At 25.0% G+C, this 19711-nt stretch carries 20 protein-coding genes and 1 other annotated feature; of the genes, 1 reads left to right on the top strand and 19 read right to left on the bottom strand.

The annotated features are described in order from the left end of the window. Together CLTHE_RS02640 and CLTHE_RS02635 are read right to left on the bottom strand one after the other, a co-directional pair. Complete coding sequence (locus tag CLTHE_RS02640) at window positions 1–678, bottom strand: amino acid ABC transporter permease (protein WP_080021868.1); 678 nt, start codon at window positions 676–678, stop codon at window positions 1–3. Then, the gene (locus CLTHE_RS02635) at window positions 671–1324 is read right to left on the bottom strand and encodes an amino acid ABC transporter permease (RefSeq protein ID WP_080021867.1); all 654 of its coding nucleotides are present in this window, start codon (window positions 1322–1324) and stop codon (window positions 671–673) included. The genes CLTHE_RS02640 and CLTHE_RS02635 overlap by 8 nt, the downstream gene beginning before the upstream one ends. A 42-nt stretch (window positions 1325–1366) precedes the next feature. Next, window positions 1367–1581: a binding site (T-box leader), on the bottom strand. A gap of 287 nt (window positions 1582–1868) precedes the next feature. On the opposite strand from CLTHE_RS02635, the gene CLTHE_RS02630 reads away from it, so the two are divergent. Then, window positions 1869–2204, top strand: coding sequence for a winged helix-turn-helix transcriptional regulator (locus CLTHE_RS02630; protein WP_080021866.1), 336 nt, complete (start codon window positions 1869–1871; stop codon window positions 2202–2204). Window positions 2205–2392: 188 nt separating this feature from the next. Here the strand turns inward: CLTHE_RS02630 and CLTHE_RS02625 are convergent, their stop codons facing one another. The 17 genes from CLTHE_RS02625 to CLTHE_RS02540 all read right to left on the bottom strand — a co-directional run bounded on the left by CLTHE_RS02625 (window position 2393) and on the right by CLTHE_RS02540 (window position 19629). Then, on the bottom strand, window positions 2393–2797 hold the full coding sequence (locus CLTHE_RS02625; protein WP_080021865.1) for a pyridoxamine 5'-phosphate oxidase family protein: 405 nt from the start codon (window positions 2795–2797) through the stop codon (window positions 2393–2395). Between the two features lie 255 nt (window positions 2798–3052). Continuing rightward, the gene (locus CLTHE_RS02620; protein WP_207651185.1) at window positions 3053–3622 is read right to left on the bottom strand and encodes a S66 peptidase family protein; all 570 of its coding nucleotides are present in this window, start codon (window positions 3620–3622) and stop codon (window positions 3053–3055) included. 512 nt (window positions 3623–4134) lie between these two features. Further along, on the bottom strand, window positions 4135–5493 hold the full coding sequence (locus CLTHE_RS02610; protein WP_080021863.1) for an MATE family efflux transporter: 1359 nt from the start codon (window positions 5491–5493) through the stop codon (window positions 4135–4137). A 78-nt stretch (window positions 5494–5571) separates the two neighbouring features. Next, window positions 5572–5991 (bottom strand): MarR family winged helix-turn-helix transcriptional regulator, encoded by a 420-nt coding sequence (locus tag CLTHE_RS02605; protein WP_080021879.1) that lies wholly within the window; start codon window positions 5989–5991, stop codon window positions 5572–5574. Between the two features lie 324 nt (window positions 5992–6315). Next, entirely contained in the window at window positions 6316–6543 is a 228-nt protein-coding gene (locus CLTHE_RS02600; protein WP_080021862.1) for a hypothetical protein, read from the bottom strand. 52 nt (window positions 6544–6595) lie between these two features. Next, the gene (locus CLTHE_RS02595) at window positions 6596–7609 is read right to left on the bottom strand and encodes an ABC transporter substrate-binding protein (RefSeq protein WP_080021861.1); all 1014 of its coding nucleotides are present in this window, start codon (window positions 7607–7609) and stop codon (window positions 6596–6598) included. Window positions 7610–7627: 18 nt separating this feature from the next. Then, window positions 7628–8464, bottom strand: coding sequence for an ABC transporter ATP-binding protein (locus CLTHE_RS02590; protein WP_080021860.1), 837 nt, complete (start codon window positions 8462–8464; stop codon window positions 7628–7630). Next, complete coding sequence (locus tag CLTHE_RS02585; RefSeq protein WP_080021859.1) at window positions 8464–9516, bottom strand: FecCD family ABC transporter permease; 1053 nt, start codon at window positions 9514–9516, stop codon at window positions 8464–8466. Before CLTHE_RS02585 ends, CLTHE_RS02590 begins: the two co-directional genes overlap by 1 nt. Before the next feature lie 381 nt (window positions 9517–9897). Then, window positions 9898–10908 carry an ABC transporter substrate-binding protein gene (locus CLTHE_RS02580; protein WP_080021858.1) on the bottom strand — a complete coding sequence of 337 codons (1011 nt, stop codon included), beginning with the start codon at window positions 10906–10908 and terminating at the stop codon, window positions 9898–9900. A 25-nt stretch (window positions 10909–10933) separates the two neighbouring features. Beyond that, window positions 10934–11770 (bottom strand): ABC transporter ATP-binding protein, encoded by an 837-nt coding sequence (locus tag CLTHE_RS02575; protein WP_080021857.1) that lies wholly within the window; start codon window positions 11768–11770, stop codon window positions 10934–10936. After that, window positions 11770–12822 (bottom strand): FecCD family ABC transporter permease, encoded by a 1053-nt coding sequence (locus CLTHE_RS02570; protein WP_080021856.1) that lies wholly within the window; start codon window positions 12820–12822, stop codon window positions 11770–11772. Before CLTHE_RS02570 ends, CLTHE_RS02575 begins: the two co-directional genes overlap by 1 nt. 443 nt (window positions 12823–13265) lie before the next feature. Next, a complete protein-coding gene (locus CLTHE_RS02565) occupies window positions 13266–14165 on the bottom strand; it encodes a hypothetical protein (RefSeq protein ID WP_080021855.1) in 900 nt (299 codons plus the stop codon). A gap of 343 nt (window positions 14166–14508) precedes the next feature. After that, window positions 14509–15456, bottom strand: coding sequence for a hypothetical protein (locus CLTHE_RS02560; protein ID WP_080021854.1), 948 nt, complete (start codon window positions 15454–15456; stop codon window positions 14509–14511). A gap of 14 nt (window positions 15457–15470) precedes the next feature. Further along, window positions 15471–15908 (bottom strand): LytTR family DNA-binding domain-containing protein, encoded by a 438-nt coding sequence (locus CLTHE_RS02555; RefSeq protein WP_158082645.1) that lies wholly within the window; start codon window positions 15906–15908, stop codon window positions 15471–15473. 292 nt (window positions 15909–16200) lie between these two features. After that, on the bottom strand, window positions 16201–17463 hold the full coding sequence (locus tag CLTHE_RS02550) for a hypothetical protein (RefSeq protein WP_080021852.1): 1263 nt from the start codon (window positions 17461–17463) through the stop codon (window positions 16201–16203). A 437-nt stretch (window positions 17464–17900) separates the two neighbouring features. After that, complete coding sequence (locus tag CLTHE_RS02545) at window positions 17901–19256, bottom strand: hypothetical protein (protein WP_143324017.1); 1356 nt, start codon at window positions 19254–19256, stop codon at window positions 17901–17903. Between the two features lie 175 nt (window positions 19257–19431). Next, entirely contained in the window at window positions 19432–19629 is a 198-nt protein-coding gene (locus CLTHE_RS02540; RefSeq protein WP_002599485.1) for a hypothetical protein, read from the bottom strand. Between the last annotated feature and the right edge of the window lie 82 nt (window positions 19630–19711).

The raw sequence follows: 19711 nt of genomic DNA, 5'->3' as shown, positions 1-19711 counted from the left end.
TTAATACTCTAATTTTTTCTCTGCTATATTTGCCAAGATTGATATTGGATAGCAAACTATAAAATAAAGAATAAATACAAATCCATATATAAAGAATGAAGCTTTAGGTGCATTTAAAATTGAAGTTTCAATTATCTGTTGTGAAACCTTAACTACTTCAACTACTCCAATTAAAACTACTAAAGAAGTTGTTTTAATCATTCTTGTAGAAAGATTTATAGCACCAGGAATTACTCTTCTTATTCCCTGCGGAACTAATATATATCTATAAATTTGAATTTTACTAAGTCCTAAACATTGTCCTGCCTCAATTTGATGCTTAGGAATAGACTCAATTGCACCTCTCACTAAATCTCCCATTTCAGCAATTCCCCAAAGAGAAAATACAATTATACAAACTGTTTCAGCTTCTAAATTTATATTCAAGGTAGAAGCAATTCCAAAGTATCCTATAAAAAGCCAAACTATAATAGGGATTATCCTCATTGCCTCTAAATAAAATCTACTTATAGCTCTTATAATTTTTGATTTAACAGTCATTATAACTCCAAATAATACTCCTAAAATTATAGCTATAATTACTGATATAAAAGCAATTTTTATAGTTACAAGTAGCCCTTCAAAAATTCTCTCTAAATTATTTCCTTCAAAAATTACTCTATAATCTCCACTAAGCATATTTCATCCTCCTTTCTAAGATAGATGCAAATATGGATATTGGAAGCAATATTATAAGATAAAAAATTACAAGCATTAATAAAGCCTCATTTGTCTTATAATACATCCCTATAATATCTTTAGTTAAAAACATTAATTCACCTACTGCTATACATCCAACTATTGATGTTTCTTTTAATAAAAAAAGTACATTGGCTAGTAATCCTGGAATAGCTAAAGAAAAAGCTTGCGGAAAAATAATGTATCTATATACTTTAGCCTTGCTTAATCCTATACTTAATCCAGCTTCTTCTTGTCCTTTTGAAACTCCTTCAAGTGCTCCTCTAAAAACTTCAGTCATATAACTTCCACCTAAAAAAGTAAGACCTATTACTCCACACATAAAACCACTTATATTTAAGCCAAGTTTAGTTAATCCATAGTATAAAAAGAACAATTGAATTAATAGAGGAGTATTTCTTGATAGCTCTACATAGCCTTTAACAATATTTTTTAATATTTTTACTTTAAAAAATAAAATATTACTAAATAAAACTCCAATTAAAACTGAAAAAACAATTCCTAATACTCCAAGGCCTAAAGTTATAAAAGTTGCATGAATAAAATTTGGAATTTGTTCAATCATAAAATTTACATCAAATTGCATATAACCTCCTCCTTAAAATAAAAAAGCTTCATCTCATTAAATTAATGAGACGAAGCTATGTACTCCGTGGTTCCACTCAAATTAGATTAAAAATCCCCCTCAATTCCCTATAAACGGCGAACCGTAATGACCCTACTTAAATTCAAATCATTTGCTCAAAAGTGCACTTTCACTATAGCTTAAATAGAAGTCTTTCAGCTTAAAACCTCCTCTCTTTAAATCTCACTATAATTACTCTTCTTTATCATCGCTTTTCCGACTATTTTACTCTGTTTTGTAAATTATTATATTTAAACAAATTATTCATAGCAAATTTCAAAATTCTTGTTTTCATTAAATTGTAAATATTTTCCTGACGTTTTTCTTTAAATTACTTTTGATTTCTATTAATTTTAATAAATTTTATATTTCTATCTTAAATATTTTTATATAATATCTTTAAATTTGTAATTTAATATTTTTCTATTTATAATAAATCTTATATTAAATAAATAGTAATTATAGCTCATAATTATTAAAAATAGTATTAGAAAGGATGCTAAACATGTCAAAGGAATTTCCAGATTGTCCAGTAGAAATAACTCTTCATCTTATAGGTAACAAATGGAAAGTGCTTATAATTCGTGATTTACTTACTGGAACAAAAAGATTTGGAGAATTGAAAAAATCTCTTAATAATATCACACAAAAAGTTCTTACTCAAAACTTAAGAGAAATGGAAGAAAAGGGACTTGTACACCGTAAAGTCTATCCTGAAGTTCCACCTAAAGTTGAATATTCTTTAACTGAGACAGGCCTTAGTTTAAAGCCTATTCTTGATTCTATGGTTGATTGGGGAAATTATTATAAGAACAAATATTTATGTACTGATTCTAATTAATCTTATATAGTAATTTAAACTAAAAATATATTAGATTTATAATTTAGAAAGGCTTAATTTATCTCTTAGGTCTTTGAATGTAAAAAATAAATTATAAAGTTGAAATAAAATAAAAATAGGCAATTTATAATTGCCTATTTTTATTTTAAAAACTATTTTGTTATTTGAACAAATCTATATTTATTTTATTAAAAAGTATATTTTCTTGGAGGATTTCCTGAAAAATCATATATTGTTGCTTTAGCATCATCTATATAAAATACTTCAAATATTTTATTATCAGCTGATTTATATATGTTCTTTACAAGTTCACTACTATTTAGGACTTTCTCTTTTATTTTCATATCATTTGAAAATACTACTTTCCCATTTATTCTAATCCATTCATTTTTGCTATTCATTGTACATAATTCTATATTTTTATTTTTTTCAATTTCTGAAAATACATCCTTTTGATTGCTAGTACAGAAGAATACTTTCCCTTCTTCTGCAAGCATAAATTGAAATGGACGAACTTTAGGTTTACCATCTACTCCTATTGTTGAAAAATATACTATTGGACTTTCATTTAAAAATTGTACTACTTCATTCATCTATTATCGTCTCCTTTAAATTTTTTTCACAAGACAATATTAACTCATATATTATATCCCGTATAGTAAGCACTTTTAAGTGGTATAGTTTCTTTTAGGATACTATTGTAATTAAAAACATAGTAATTTTCTAAGCCAAAATCTGCTCTATTTTAAATAAATGTTGTCTAATTTATATATTTATTCTAACTTTTTTCAACTTATAGTGTTTTAATTCTAAGTTTAAACTACTCCTAAATCTAATATTGAAAATTCTCATTTATCACAATCTATTTCTCCTATTGCTCCATAAGGTATAGTAATCATAGGTGATGTATGACCAAAATTCATATTGTACATTATTGGTAAATCATTCAATTTTAATTCATCTCTAACAATTTTTAAAATTATATTTTTATATTCATCATAATATTTATTATCATAAGGTTTTCCAATTATTATTCCATTGATTTTTTCTAAAATTCCTTGTGAGCCATAATTTCTAATCAAACGTTCAAAATGATTTAATTCTGGCATCTCTTCTGATGTTTCTAAAAATAATATTGCATTTCTCCATATATTTTCTTTTGGCCATTTTATGCTCTTGTCTTTAAAAGCATTCATTAAATCTTCTGACCTTTTTTCAGGATGTTCATAAATATATTTACTCCCTTTTAATGTATTCTCCATTTCAACTACTATAATCCCAAATTCCTCTTCTAATCTCTTTTTACCTAAATTATATCTCCAAAGAATTTCTTTGTCTCCTGCTCCACCCCAAGATAAACTTATTGCTGCAATTTTATCGCCTTTTTGTAATCTATTTGGTTTTATAAAATTCATAATATCCCTCTTATTATTAAACTAATTGTCCCCATTATTATCTTTCTTTTATTTTTATAAAATATTATCTACAAAATAAATAAAACACACTTGATTTCTAGACTTTTTCAAAAACAATTTTAATTATATATTTTCCCATTTTATCACAAAAAAATAGTAGATTTAACCTAAAGTTTAAACCTACTATTTCAATTTATATTTTTTATAAATATATTTATTAAGCTTTATGATTCATCATAATATTTTTTACTTCTTCAACACATTCTGGTTTTAATAATCCTAGCATTTTAGGTATAAAAGCTTTCATGTACTCTTCATTAAAAGTTCCATTAGCTTGTTTTTAAAAAGATTCATTAAGTAATTCTTCTGCTTCTTTTCTTCCTTCTTCTGTTACTCTTTCCATTATGAAATTAAAAAATTGTTCTTGCCCTTTATTCATATTAGTTATCCTCCTAAAGTTTCAATAATTATAGTCCATATTTATATTTTTTTCAATTATTTTAACTATATTTTATCTAGGCAACTTCATTACAAATCTTTTTTGATTTGAAAGGATTAAATACTATTAAAAACATTACACTTCCTAAAACAAATGTAATAAGTTCAGTTACTGTAGTTGACCAAATTACTCCATCTAGTCCAAAGAAACTATGTCCTATTATAATTACTGGAATTGATAATACTCCTTGCGCTATTGCTATAATAGTTGTAGGTGTTCCTTTACCTGATGCTTGGAATATTCCTAAGAACAATCCTGCAATTCCATTAAATAATTGTGAAACTAGCATAGCTGTAAGAATATAAGTTCCAATTCTTATTACTTCATTACTACTTGTAAAAAGTCCTACAACTTCTTTTCTAAGCATAAAAACTACTATAAAAAAGAAAACTGATATTAAGGCTATATATTTAAAACCTGATTTTAATCCTAAATTAAATCTTTTAAAATTTTCACTAGAATAATTATATGCTAATAAAGGAATTACACCTAAAACTATTCCCATGCTTAAAAATTCAGGAACTTGTACAATACGTAATGCTATTCCAATACTAGCTGTAACACTATCACCATATTCCATACAGAAGTTATTTAATAATAATGTTGTTACAAGCATAAATGACATTTGAATTAATTCTGGTACACCTATTTTATAAATTTCAATTTTATCTTTAAATGAAATTTTTCTTATTCTAAAGAAATTTCTTAGCTTTTCACTTTTTCTTTGTAGATAATAAGCATAATAAATTGCTGAAGCTAAGTTGGCTACAGACATTGCAACAGCTGCTCCTACTAAATCAAAATGAAATACTAATATTAATAATGGATCTAATATTAAATTAACAATAGCACTTATAGCCATTCCATACATAGATTCTTTAGAAGCTCCAGTACATCTAACTATTTGTTCTAATGCAAAATTTATAACTACCATAAATCCAAGTACTAAACACGCTATTATGTATTTTTTAGTTACTTCAAATACACTTCCACTTGCTCCTAATAAACTAGTTATAGGATTTATAAATATAATCGCTAAAACTGCAACAATGATACTAAATATAAAACTAGAATATATAACATAACTTGCTATATTTTTAGCTTTATCTATTTCATCTTTAGCAATAAGTCTTGTTATAAATGTTCCTCCACCAACTCCGAACATATTTCCAATTGCCATTAAAACTATAAATATAGGAAGCCCTAGTGTTACTGCTGAAAGCATATCTGTATTTCTTAGAAGTCCTATAAAATAAGCATTTATAACATTATATATTGTTCCAATAGATAGTCCTAGCATCATTGGAATTGAAAGATGCTTAACTGCTTTTTTTATTGGTGCTTCTTTTAAATAATATTCATTTGTATTTTCCATTAATCTTCTCCTTTAGTTTAATTTCTTACTGTTAGAATTCTAACTATTTTAATATACGATAGCAATTGCTATCATATTTTATAAAGCGTTATTTAATTTTATAAGTAATCTATTAAAAGTTTCTGCTTCTTCTTTAGTTAATATATTTGAAATTTCTTTTTCAAGATTAGAAAACACTTTTTCTGTATCTGAAATTAAATCTTCACCTTTTTTTAATACATAGATATTCTTTTGTCTTTCATTATCTTTTGGAATCCTACGTTCTATGTATCCTTTTTTTTCTAATCCTTGAAGCATACTTGTAATAGTTGCACTTCTTCTATTAAAAGCTTCTGCAATATCTTTTTGTATTAATCCATCATTTTGATGTTCATATATATATCTTATCATTCTTCCTTGCTGAGAATTAATACCTAGACTTTTTATCTCATTATCAGCTTTTAATTTTAGCTTTATACTTATAATTCGCATTAAGCCTATAGAATCGATGTTTTGCATTTTTCTTATATCTCTATTCAAAATAATCAACTCCTTAAAATAAAATTATCATCCAAATTTAAAATTGTCAATACTCTAACTGTTAGATTTCTAACTATTTTTTTAAATAACTTTTAGTCAAATCAGTATTTATAAAAAGTAAATATTTAATTTTTATATTTCTTTTTTATAAATTTAGTTAGTATTCTATTTTTATATTAATTAAATTATATTTTTTATTAATATTTATTAATTTACATTTAAGTATTTTTATTATTAATTTTTTATATTTAATAAAAAAATACTGATAAATATAAAATTTATCAGTATCATTAATAAATTTATTTAGTTGTGAACATGTCTATGTTCTTCACATCCACAGTGGCACACCTCTTTAGCATGAGTATGTTCCTCACATCCGCAATCACATTGTTCATGTGTATGGTGATTTTCTTCATGAACATGCTTATGTTCTTCGCATCCACAATGACACACCTCTTGAGCATGTTTATGTTCTTCACACCCACAATTACAATGTTCATGTGTATGTGGATAGCTCTTTAAATCATTCATTTTAACCCCTCCAACTATATTTTATCTATATAAATCAATTTTAATTTATATGCTATTTATAAAATATTTTATTCATTTCTGAAATTACTTTAGAATTTCTAACCCCTGGTGATAAATCTGCCAATGCAACTACATGTATATTATTATTCTTTATTGCATTTACATCTTTTAATGCTGAATTATTCTTTAAAAATTCTATTTTCTTTTCAACTGGATCTCCTGCTAGAAAATCTGTTACAAGAATAACATCTGGATTCTTCTCAACTATACTTTCAAAAGAAACCATTTCATATGATTTTTTTAAATCTCCATATATATTTTTTCCACCTGCTAAGTTTATTAAATTATTTGGAAGTCCTGCTCCAACAACCATTGCTTCTTTCTCACCAGAATCATATACCATAACCTTAACTTTGTCTTCTTCTTTTACAGATTTTAAACTTTCTTGAATTTTACTTATTTCATCTTTCATTTTTTTTATTACTTCATCAGCTTTATCTGGAACTCCAAATATGTCTCCTAAAGAAGCTATATCTTCATAAACTGTTTCTACTGTTGAAGATCCATCTAAAGATTTTGCAACAAAAGGAACTACTCCTTCTTTAACTAATTCTGATGGTGTCCCTGTAGTTTCATTAGTTATTGACATTTCCCATCCACTAACAAAATCAGGCTCCAAAGCTGTGAAAGCTTCTTTAGATATATTATGTCCTTCTGTCATTTCTAAAACAGGAATTTTATCATAAGCCTCTTTAAATTCTGGTAATATTGGATTATCTAATAGTGCAGTTCCAACCATTCTATCCCCTAAGTCTAAAGCTAATAACATCTCTGTCATAAATTGAGATAATGTTACTGCTTTTTTTGGTGCTTTTGTAACTTTTACATCAACTTTTTCTTTTCCATCATCATAAGTATATGATACTTCTTTAAATTCAGATGATTGCTCTGTTTGTGTTGTTCCTTCTCCTTCTGTTTTATTGTCCGCTGCTCCGCATCCTACAAATGCAGTAGTTGCTGTTATTACAGCTAGTCCTAAAATAATTCCTCTTAATTTTTTACTCATTTTATTTACCCCTTTATATTAATGTTTATGATAACCTGTATACCCATCTTTATGAACATGTCCATTGCCAATTCCATTTACATGAGAATGCTCACTAAGATAAAATATATGTGTATCTCCAGTTATAGGATTCTTTCCTATATGACAATCTACATTGAAAACTTTTTTTATCATATCTTTTGTAAGAATATCATTTACATTTCCACTTGCTATTATTTCTCCATTTTTTATTACAATAATATAATCACAATACATTGATGCCATATTCATATCATGTATAGCTGCAAAAGTGGTTAATTTCAGCTCCTTAACTATATCCATAACTTGAAGTTGATACCCAACATCTAAATGATTAGTCGGCTCATCTAATATAAGTAGTTTTGCATCTTGGACTAATGCTCTTGCAATCAAAACTCTTTGTTTTTCTCCCCCAGATAAACTATTAAAACTTCTCTCCTCAAAACCACTAAGTCCTACTTTTCTAAGCATCTTTTCTACTATCTTCATATCATCTTTAGAATAATCTTCAAATATAGTTTTATAAGGATACCTTCCCATCTTAACTATATCCTCGACTTTAAAATCAAATTCAGATGAATTTTCTTGAGCTAATACTGCAAGTTTTTTTGCAACTTCTTTATGACTCATATTTTCTATATTTTTTTCATCTATTTTTATTTCTCCTGATTTAGGCTTATATATTCTATATATATTTTTAAGTAAAGTAGATTTTCCTGAACCATTAGCTCCTATTATTCCAACAAATTGCCCTTCTTTTATTTCTAATGAAATCTTTTTAAGTATTTGTTTATTTTCTATAAAAAAATTTAATTCATTTACTTTTAATTCACTCATCACTTCTTACCTCCAAAAGAATAATTATTCTTAGCTATTAGCCATAAGAAGAATGGTCCTCCTATAAGTGCAGTTATTATACCTATTGGTATTTCTCTTGGAGAGAATAACACTCTTGCAATCAAATCTGATACTATTAAAAATACTGAACCCAAAAGAACTGATAGTATTATTAATCTTTTATGATTAGTTCCTGTTATATTTCTAGCTATATGTGGAACTACTAATCCAATAAATCCAATTGCTCCTGTTAGTGAGACAACTACTGAAATTAATAATATAGAAATAAATAATATTATAGATTTCACTAACTTAACATTCATTCCAAGCATAATTGCACTATCATTACCAAATAAAAGCAAATCTAATGATTTTGAAAGAATTAAAGAGATAATAAAAACAATTAGTAATACTATTAATGGAAACCATATAACTTTCCATTTAGCTCCCCCAAGACTTCCCATTATCCAAAACATAGCAGATTTTGCTTGATTTGAATTTTCTGCTGAATATATAAGTAAATTAGTTATAGCTGAAAATATTGTAGATAATGCTAATCCTGATAAAACAAGTCTAGTAGTACTGCTTGTCTTACCAAGTTGAGTTCCAATTATAAAAACTAATATTCCACATACAATAGCTCCTATAAAAGCTCCACCTGCTACCCCTAACATTCCAGCCAAAGATCCACCAAAAACTATTACAGAAACAGCTCCAGCTGAAGCACCAGATGATATTCCTAAAATATATGGATCTGATATTGAATTTCTAGTAATACATTGCATTAAAACTCCGCAAAGTGCTAATGCCCCTCCAGTTATCCCCGCTAATAATGTCCTTGGAAGTCTTATTTCCCATATTATAGTTCCTACAGACTTAGGAATTTCAATTTGAATATCTGTTCCCGTAAACTTAGAAATTAAAAATTCATATACAACCTTCGGACTAATATTTGTACTTCCAAAAGCTATACCTAGGATTATTGATATTACTAAAAGCATAATTAGTAATATAACCCAAAAGAAAAAATCTTTCTTTATTTTAGTCCCCATTCATTTCTCACACCTTATTTATTCTTTATTAACACAATTCAACAAATAAATTCTATAACATAATACCTTTTTTGTAAATAAATTTATTTTTTTACTTTTTATGCAATTTTTAAAAATATACTGTTATTAAATTAAAATTTAAATGAATACTAAAAATAATTATGATTCAATATGTATTTTTGATTTCACTAATGCTATATACTAAAAAAATTTAAATAGATATATTTTATATAAAATAAATAATTTAAAAAATTATTTATAAATATGTTAAATTATAAAAAGGACTTTCTCAAAACTGAGAAAGTCCTTTTTATATGAACTAAAATACTTATAAACTTATATTTATCATAATTTTATTTATAATCTACTTTTTATATCTTATTATTTATAAAACATTTTATTCATTTCTGAAATTGCTTTAGAGCTTCTAACACCTGGTGATAAATCTGCTAATGCAATTACATGTATATTATTATCTTTTATTGCCTTAACATCTTTTAACGCTGGATTATTCTTTAAGAATTCTATTTTCTTTTCAGCTGGTTCTCCTGCTAAATAATCAGTTACAATTATAACATCTGGATTTTTTTCAACTATACTTTCAAAAGAAACTGTTTCATAGGATTTTTTTAAATCTCCATATACATTTTTTCCACCAGCTAAGCTTATTAAATTGTTTGGAAGTCCTGCTCCAACAACCATAGCATCTTTTTCACCTGAATCATAAATCATTACTTTTACTTTATCTTCATCTTTTACTTTCTTTAAGCTTTCTTGAACTTTATTTATTTCATTTTTCATATTGTTAATTACTTCATTAGCTTTATCTGGAACTCCAAATATTTTTCCTAATGTAGTTATATCTTCGTAAACTGTTTCTACAGTTGCATTCCCGCTTAAAGATTTATCAACATAAGGATATATTCCTTCTTTAACTAACTCAGATGGAGTTCCTGTAGATTCACTATTTATAGACATTTCCCATCCACTAACAAAATCAGGATTTAAAGCCATAAAAGCTTCTTTAGATATATTGTGTCCTCCTGTCATTTTTAAAACAGGAATTTTATCATATGCAGCTTTATATTGTGGCAATATAGGATTATCTAAAAGTGCTGTTCCAACCATTCTATCCCCTAAATCTAATGCTAATAAAGTTTCAGTCATAAATTGTGATAATGTTACAGCTCTCTTAGGTGGTTTTGTAACTTTAACATCTATTTTTTCTTTTCCATCATCATATACATATGAAAACTCTTTAAACTGTGATGTTTGCTCAGTTTTATTTGTATTTTCTTCTACCTTTTTTTCTGATGCTTTACATCCCATAAATATAGTAGTTGCAGCAATTACAGTCATTCCTAAAAGAATGCTTTTTATTTTTCTATTCATTATTTTCCTCCTATGTATTTATACATTAATGTTTATGATAACCTGTATACCCATCTTTATGGACATGTCCATGTCCAATTCCATTTACATGTGAATGTTCACTAATATAAAATATATGTATGTCCCCAGTTATAGGATTTTTTCCTATATAACAATCTACATTAAATACTTTTTTTATCATCTCTTCTGTAAGAATCTCATCTACACTTCCACTTGCGATTATTTCCCCCTTTTGAATAACTATAATATAATCACAATACATTGCTGCTATATTCATATCATGTATAGCTGCAAAGGTAGTTAATTTTAATTCTTTTACAATATCCATAACCTGAAGCTGATAACCTACATCTAAATGATTAGTTGGTTCATCTAATATAAGTAATTTTGCATCTTGTACTAAGGCTCTAGCAATTAAAACTCTCTGTTTTTCTCCTCCAGATAAGCTGTTAAAACTTCTTTCTTCAAAACCATTAAGTCCAACTTTCTTAAGCATTTCACTAACCATTTCCATATCTTTTTTAGAATAATCTTCAAATATAGATTTATAAGGATATCTTCCCATTTTAACTACATCTTCAACTTTAAAATCAAATTCTGATGTAGTCTCTTGAGCTAAAACTGCAAGTTCTCTTGCAATTTCTTTATGACTCATATTTTCCATATCTTTTTCGCCTATACTTATTTTTCCTGACTTTGGTTTATATATTCTATATATATTCTTAAGTAAAGTTGATTTTCCTGAACCATTAGAACCTATTATTCCAACAAACTGCCCTTCTTTTATTTCTAATGAAATTTTTTTAAGAATTTGCTTATTTTCTATAAAAAAATCTAATTCACTTACTTTTAATTTACTCATTACTTCTTACCTCCAAAAGAATAATCATTCTTAGCTATTAGCCATAAGAAGAATGGTCCCCCTATAAGTGCAGTTATTATACCTATTGGTATCTCTCTTGGTGAAAATAAAACTCTTGCAATTAAATCTGATAATATTAAAAATATTGCCCCTAAAAGAATAGATAATATTATTAATTTTTTATGATTTGTTCCAGTTATACTTCTAACTATATGTGGAATTACTAATCCAATAAATCCAATAGCACCTGTTAATGATACAATTACTGAAATTAATAAAATAGAAATTAATAATATTATAGATTTCACCAACTTAACGTTCATTCCAAGCATAATTGCACTATCATCACCAAACAATAATAAATCTAATGATTTTGAAAGAATTAAAGAAATAATTAAGACTAATAGTAATACAATTGATGGAAACAATATAACATTCCATTTAGCACCACCGAGACTTCCCATTATCCAAAAAATAGCTGCTTTTGCCTGATTTGAATTTTCCGCAGAATATATAAGTAAATTTGTTATTGCAGAAAATATAGTAGATAAGGCTAATCCTGATAAAACAAGCCTTGTAGTAGAACTTGTTTTCCCAAATCGAGTTCCAATCATAAATACTAAAACTCCACATACAATAGAACCTATAAAAGCTCCACCAGCTACTCCTAACATTCCTGCTAAAGATCCAGAGAAAACTATTACAGAAACAGCTCCAGATGATGCTCCTGATGATATTCCTAAAATATAAGGATCTGAAACTGAATTTCTAGTTATACATTGCATAAGAACACCGCAAAGTGCTAAAGATGCACCTGTTATTCCTGCTAATATAGTTCTAGGAAACCTTATTTCCCATATTATAGTCCCAACAGATTTAGGAATTTCAGATCGTAATTCTATTCCCAAAAGCTTATGACCTAAGAATTCATATACAATCTTTGGACTAATATTTGTACTTCCAAAAGCCACTCCTAAAATTATTGATATTACTAAAAAAATAGATAACAATAGCCCCCAAAATAAAACCTTTTTATTTAAATTTTTACTCAAATTCTCCCTCCAAACTATTATATTTATTTGGTTTAACTCTGTTAACATAACATCAATGATTAAATTTTACATTATTAATATTTTTTTTGTAAAGTTAATATAGTATTTTACTATTAGCCAAAAATTTATTACTTTTATTATTCAAATTTAGGTTTTAATTATAATTTTAATTTAAAAATCCTATTTTTATTGCTAAATTTATTTTTTGAAATAGTTTTTTTAAAAATTTTATTAATTAATCAATTTATTAATTATAGGTTTTAAATATTAACTTTTATTTCATTTAATAATAAAATAAAAAGGCAGTCTAAATAACTGCCTTTTTTTAATCTATATATAAATTTTTATAGTTTACTGATAAATATCATTGCTTTCTTCTATAAGAATTTGAATTTAGCAATTATAATCAATGTCTTAAATATATTATCAAAAATTCTTATTTTCTATTCTACTACTTTTTCTTTAGTTTCAAACTTTTCTACTAATTGTCCTGCTAATACATATGGAGTTGTACTAATATAAAATCCTTTCCATATTAATAAAATACCTAATGTAATTGCGCATAAGAAAATTAATGGAATGAAAGAAAGTTGTAGTTTTAATAATTGCCAATAATTCTTTAAACCAATTTTGTATCCATAAACTATTGTTTCTATAACTGACATATTTTTATTTAAAGCTATAAAAATTACAACTGGTAAAGGTATAATTGCTAAATAAACTATAAGACTCGCTATTGGTAAAATTATGTGTAAGCTAGTAGGTATTCCTAATATTGTATCAATATTAGCTTTTAAAGTTAAAGCATGAATTATATCGTTTAGAACATTTTCTATTGCTACTATTATAAATATAGGTAACCATTCTTTAATTGAGAATGTAAATTTTAATTTTGTATTTTGATTATTTACTGCTTCCTTTTCTCTACAACTTAAATTATAAATTAAATAACTTATTGGTATTGATAATATTATTCCTAATATTAAAGTTACAATTGGTGATATAATATAAAAATCTTTTATTATATAACTATATATAGCCATTACCACTATTGTTGGTATTAGAAAGCTAAAAGTATATACACTTTTCTGATGTATATCAGGATTGTCTAGTAATTCCTTTACATCTCGCTTTAATGTTCCTGTTCTAGTATCTTTTCTAGGTCTTAATATAAAATTTCCTTTAGTTGGGCATCCACAATGACTACAATAATATTTTGTATTATCTGTAATTTCCCCACCACACTCCTGACAATAGGAATTGCCACTTCCAACACTAGTACCACACGCTGGACATTCAAAAGCTTTGTCAGAAATTTTTTTCCCACAATTTTTACAGTACATTTAATTTTTCCTCCTTAGTTATAAATAACTATTTATCATTTGATTATTTTTATTATGAAATATAGCTAAAGTATACAATATAAGAAATTTTATATCAATTATTCTAAAAAATGGTATGAAAAATAAAATCTAAGTAATAAAATAGTATAAATACTTCTAGTAAATTATATTTTCAATTATTAAAATAATAAGTGAAAAACCTGTAACTTTAGAACTAATATAATAAGTAACATTAAATTTGATATATAATACTTTATAAAAAATTATAAAAAAAGACATTTAAAAAGCTTTTACTACCACTTTAAAAATGTCTTTATCTTTATTATTTATAATACATCTGATTCTATTCTCTATAAATATTCTTGAAATATTGACCTGCTAGACCATCAGTTCCAATTTCATTTTTTAAGAAGTATTTTAGAAGTTCTTTGTCATCTTTCTCCTTTAAAAGCTTTTCTAAATTATAAGTATCTTCATAATTTATAGCCTTTTCCTTTAATATATTTATTAAATAATTGAAAGTATCCCTTATTTCGTTTGTATTTATTTTTCTAACCTCACCACTTTTAAGTTTTATTTCTAATTCTAGTGTATATACTAACTTATATAATCTGTCTTCTTCTCCATCATAATTAAATTTAAGTGGAAATCCTGTTCCTCGAGTTCTAAATATATTCCCTACACTTATCTTAATTAAATCAATTTCTGAAAATGGTATATTTTCTTTTAATTTCTTCACTTTCATATTAATAGGGTTTATATTATATATTTCTATATCTGTTTCTTTTATGAAAATTGAATAAATAGAATCTGTCGTCAATAAGTTTTCGTTTGGCTCTCCATTAATATATATAACTGATCTCATAAATTTATTTTCCATTGCTGTTTTATTACTCTCCTTTAATCTACTTTTATACTCTTCTAAAACCTTATTGTATTTTTTACTTTCTTTATTAAATCTCACATTTATTATCTGAACATAAATAATTAACCCAACCCAAATTAATAGTGATGCTCCTAATAACAATTTAATATCTATAATTTTAAATCTATTCCAAAGCATAAATTCAAAAACCATAAACATTGTATAAAATAAGATAAATCTTAATCTATATGAATATTTTTTAATTAAACTTTTTTTATTTAATCCTTTTTCTATAATAGAAAAAATTATACTAAATCCTATAATAATAAAAATATTTACTTTATTTATATCTTTAGATAAAAGCGTATATAAAGCTAAATTAATAAATGAATTTCTAAAAAATAAATAAAAAATTTCTTTAACCATAAAAAATCCCTCCCTTAAAGCCCCAAACTCTTCTTAAAATTAAAAGTAAAACTCCTAGAAACTATTACCTTCTCTTTATTTTCTAAAGTTAATATTAATCTTCTACTAATGTCAGGAACTATTTTAGAAACTTTGTTAAGGTTTACTATTGTATTTTTAGAAATTCTTATAAAACTTTCTTTTTCTAAAATTTCTTCTAGTTCATAAAGCTTTTCCTTACATTGAAAAACATCTTCTTTTGTATATATAAATGTCTTTTTATCAACACTTTCTATATATAGAATTTCAAATACTTTGACTAAAATAACTTCATTTTCTTTTATCCCACTTATAGTTTTATTTTTCATTTTTAAAAGTTTAATAATGTCTGAAACTTCTTTATCAACTTTTCTACAAGAAATTGTAACTACTATCTCTTGTAAATTTTCTTGTTCATCAATTTTTATTCTCATACCCATCCTCCAAGCTTAAGCTGTAATATAAGTATATTATTACTTATTTAACCATTCAACTGTTTATAACTAAGATGTATATTTATATATCCAACTTGCCAAAATCCATTATAGATATGCAAAAATGGTTTTTCAAAACTGGAGAAAGTCGAGTAAAGTTAGATTTACACATAAAAAGGATAAGCTTATAGCTTATCCTTTTATATTTATATTATTTAATTTTATATACAAAAGATTTTCTTATTATCTACTATTATTTCTAAGTAATAACATAAATACTCAATTTCTAAATTTATTTTAAGTTATAAATTTCTACCTCTGTTCCTATAACTTCCTTTGTACCATCTTTAAGCTTAGATTTTTCTACTGCAATATATTCATCATTAAAAATTACTTTTTCTTTATCTAACTTTTCGATATCTTTTTTAATAATTTCTATAGTGTTTCCATTTAAATGACCTATATCAATTTTCTTAGCTTTTTCTCCAGAGCCATCACTAAATATAATATATCCATCATTTACATCTTCAATATGAAGATTATTATTTTCACCTTTATAAGCTTTAGAAAATTCTCCTGTCTTTGTATTAAAAGATACTAAACTTTCACTTTCTCCATTCATATATTTTAAATAAATATAATCTCCTGATGTACCTAAATATCTAGCTCTAGTTTTTAAACTTTTTAATATATTTTTGTATTCTTTCTCATACTTAATTTGCCAATCACTTAAATTAAGTAAAACTATATTTCCTGAAGATAAAACTCCATAAAACTTTCCATTAACTAAAACTACATCAACTATATTTTCATTACTGTCATTAGATGTATCTAAATATGCTTCTCCTGTATCATCCTTTAAAATTCCATAGCCTGTAAGCATAGTTCTTGCTTCATCAGAATAAAATCTCACAAAAGTATACTTTCCATCTGAATCATGTACTCTCATTATGCCTACAGCTAAAGTTCCCCCTTTAAACTCTTTCATTATTTTGCTAAGTCTCTGTTGAACATCATATTCAGGTCTAACTTTATTAAAATTATCTTTTCGATTTTTAAAATCTTTAAATGAAATATCTTTTTCTTCTATAATTTTTTCTTTTCCATCCTTTATTTCAAAAGTAATTTCTTTTGTTATAAATGGATCTAATCTAGTCCATTGGTTAACCACTTCATATATTCCAGATTTGTCGATTACTTCAACTGATGATAAATCTCCAAATTTTTTATCTGAAATAGTAACTCCCTTTCCTATAATACCTCCATCACAAACTAATTCATTTTCATCATTTACAGTTATAGGTGAATCTCCTTTTCCTAATATTACTACATATTTCTTAAAATACACTTTCCCATCTTTATAAATTATGTCATCATAATTTAAATCACTGTCTATCTTTTCTTTATTTAAAAGCTTATTATCCCCTTCAAATTTAGTCTCTTCTATTTTTAAATTTGGTTTTTTAGAATAAGAATATCCCGCAATAGCTCCAATAGTTCCAACAACTCCAACAATCCCAATAGTAATAACCCCAACAATAACTTTTTTCTTCATCTTCTTCCCCTTTTGTTTAAAAAATTAATATTTTATTAATATATATATTTTATCAAATCTATCTAAATTTTTCTAATTTTTTCGAAAATATTTAAATTGTTTTCTGCTTTTCTCCCGTACAAAATTTTAGCTTTGCTAAAATAAGCTGGAAACAATTTATTTATTTTCTTTAAAATTAGATAGTAAAACCTTAAATAAAAAACCCTCTATTGATTTTCCCAATAAACTTTATTTTTTTGTTATATATTAATACTTATTTACGAGTATTTTATTTAAGTTATTATTTTAATATTTATAAATTTTATAGATTTCTTAAATTTTTCAAATCTAAAACATATGAAAAGTTATTAATATTCATTTACGAGGAAATCTTTTAAAAAATAAATTATATTCAATAAAAAATAAAGACATGACCTAAATTAAAGGTCATGTCTTCATTAATTTAATTTATATACTTTTATTTCTGTAAATAATTTTTTTGTTTGCTTATCTTCTTTTCTATTTTCTATTATAACTGTATCTTCATTAAATAATTCAGTTGAATATTTCATATCTTCAATATTATCTATTAATATTTCTATTTTATCTTCTTTTAAAACTCCTATGCTTTTTGCTCCTGAATTTTTAGGATCTTTATAAAAAGCTATATATCCATTAAACATATCTATATCTTCCATCACTTCAAATTTACTATTATAAACTAATTTAAATTCTTCTTTTTCTAAATCAAATGCCATTATAGAATCTACTGGCTTATAATTTCTAAAGTAAACATATCCGTCTTTTAAACCAAGTAAATGACATTCTCCTACACTTTCATGCTTTACTTTATTTTTAAAAGTGTTTATAATTTCTATCTTATCTTCCTTTAATTCTATTTCTAATATATCTCCTTCTCTTCTAAGTGCATAAAGTTTATCTTTGTATTGAAAAATTTCTCTTATTGAAGGACTTGTCCCCTTTTGAAAAGTATAAGTTTTATCTTCTTTTCTATCTCTAATAGCATAAACATTATTTTCATAATTCTTTTCATCTAAAAAATATCCTACATAATATCTATAATTAGATCCATATACCTCTTCAAAATTTTCATAACTTATCTTTTTCATTTTATATTTATTTTTTATTTCTTCCGTTAAAAGTTTTAATTCTGTTTCATCTTTTAAACTTTCTTTAGAATTTGATTTATATTTTTCTAAATCATTTATAAAAAACTTTTTATATTCTTTATTTTCTTTTTCTTCAATAAATTCTTTATAAGTTTTCTCTTCTTTATTTACTAATTCTATTTTTCCATTATCATTTATTTTGCTTTCTATTAAGTATATATCTAGTGTTTCTAAAACTTTCTTTCCTTTTGAATCCATAATTTGGTCTTTTTCATTAATAGTTATTTTAGTTGGAATAGCATCTAAAACTCCATAATCTTTATTATCAATTTTCATTGTCCAACCTAAGTCTATTCCTTCTAAAAATAAATCATTATTTTCATTTACTTTCATATTAGGTGTTATTTCAAATAGATAAGTTTTTATATAAACATCTTTATCATACTTTATATCATTGTAATATATACATCCATCATACTTTAATTCTTTAATTAAAGCTTCATTACTTGTTTTAGATTTTTCTTTTTCTAAATTAAATTCTTCCTTTACTTTTACATCAGCTTTAACTCTAATATTTCTACTTTCATCAGTAAAAATATTTCTATTAAGTATTAATGCAGTTCCAACTCCTATACATATTGATACTATTCCACCCACTAATTTTATTAGCCATTTTTTCCTCATACTCTCACAACCTTTCATACCATACTCTTATATTTTACCATTTTTCTACCAAATATAAAAAAAGAATAATAAAAATTATATTTTTATTATTCTTGTAATTCACTTTAAATATTTTCTCTAATAATTTATTTTATAACCAAAAAGAACTACCTTAAGGTAGTTCTTGTTTTCTTTCTTAATAAATCATCATGCCTATTAATGTAATGAATAAAGTTATCATTGTTAAAATAAACATTTCAGATATAACACTGTAAACATATTTTACTTTTATATATCTATTGTATGACAGTTCATTTAATCCCATTACTGATGTAGTTTCCATTGTTGCTATATCTTTATTTATCTGATTTAAGTAATCTTCTTGTAATCTCAATAAAATTATCTCCCAACCTTAAAAACTTTTTTCTTTATTTTAGCACTAATTATAATACTTGTATAGGTTTTCTTTGTAAAAT

The organism is Clostridium thermobutyricum DSM 4928 (genome assembly GCF_002050515.1).
Lineage (GTDB): Bacteria > Bacillota > Clostridia > Clostridiales > Clostridiaceae > Clostridium > Clostridium thermobutyricum.
The sequence above is the reverse complement of the archived record's forward strand: the minus strand, read 5'-3'. Positions and strand labels throughout refer to the sequence as shown.

Excerpts from the sequence above, each read along its gene's own strand:
- CLTHE_RS02640 (WP_080021868.1), bottom strand. The coding sequence starts at position 678 with ATGCTTAGTGGAGATTATAGAGTAATTTTTGAAGGAAATAATTTAGAG.
- CLTHE_RS02635 (WP_080021867.1), bottom strand. The coding sequence starts at position 1,324 with ATGCAATTTGATGTAAATTTTATGATTGAACAAATTCCAAATTTTATT.
- CLTHE_RS02630 (WP_080021866.1), top strand. The coding sequence starts at position 1,869 with ATGTCAAAGGAATTTCCAGATTGTCCAGTAGAAATAACTCTTCATCTT.
- CLTHE_RS02625 (WP_080021865.1), bottom strand. The coding sequence starts at position 2,797 with ATGAATGAAGTAGTACAATTTTTAAATGAAAGTCCAATAGTATATTTT.
- CLTHE_RS02610 (WP_080021863.1), bottom strand. The coding sequence starts at position 5,493 with ATGGAAAATACAAATGAATATTATTTAAAAGAAGCACCAATAAAAAAA.
- CLTHE_RS02605 (WP_080021879.1), bottom strand. The coding sequence starts at position 5,991 with ATGCAAAACATCGATTCTATAGGCTTAATGCGAATTATAAGTATAAAG.
- CLTHE_RS02600 (WP_080021862.1), bottom strand. The coding sequence starts at position 6,543 with ATGAATGATTTAAAGAGCTATCCACATACACATGAACATTGTAATTGT.
- CLTHE_RS02595 (WP_080021861.1), bottom strand. The coding sequence starts at position 7,609 with ATGAGTAAAAAATTAAGAGGAATTATTTTAGGACTAGCTGTAATAACA.
- CLTHE_RS02590 (WP_080021860.1), bottom strand. The coding sequence starts at position 8,464 with ATGAGTGAATTAAAAGTAAATGAATTAAATTTTTTTATAGAAAATAAA.
- CLTHE_RS02585 (WP_080021859.1), bottom strand. The coding sequence starts at position 9,516 with ATGGGGACTAAAATAAAGAAAGATTTTTTCTTTTGGGTTATATTACTA.
- CLTHE_RS02580 (WP_080021858.1), bottom strand. The coding sequence starts at position 10,908 with ATGAATAGAAAAATAAAAAGCATTCTTTTAGGAATGACTGTAATTGCT.
- CLTHE_RS02575 (WP_080021857.1), bottom strand. The coding sequence starts at position 11,770 with ATGAGTAAATTAAAAGTAAGTGAATTAGATTTTTTTATAGAAAATAAG.
- CLTHE_RS02565 (WP_080021855.1), bottom strand. The coding sequence starts at position 14,165 with ATGTACTGTAAAAATTGTGGGAAAAAAATTTCTGACAAAGCTTTTGAA.
- CLTHE_RS02560 (WP_080021854.1), bottom strand. The coding sequence starts at position 15,456 with ATGGTTAAAGAAATTTTTTATTTATTTTTTAGAAATTCATTTATTAAT.
- CLTHE_RS02555 (WP_158082645.1), bottom strand. The coding sequence starts at position 15,908 with ATGAGAATAAAAATTGATGAACAAGAAAATTTACAAGAGATAGTAGTT.
- CLTHE_RS02550 (WP_080021852.1), bottom strand. The coding sequence starts at position 17,463 with ATGAAGAAAAAAGTTATTGTTGGGGTTATTACTATTGGGATTGTTGGA.
- CLTHE_RS02545 (WP_143324017.1), bottom strand. The coding sequence starts at position 19,256 with ATGAGGAAAAAATGGCTAATAAAATTAGTGGGTGGAATAGTATCAATA.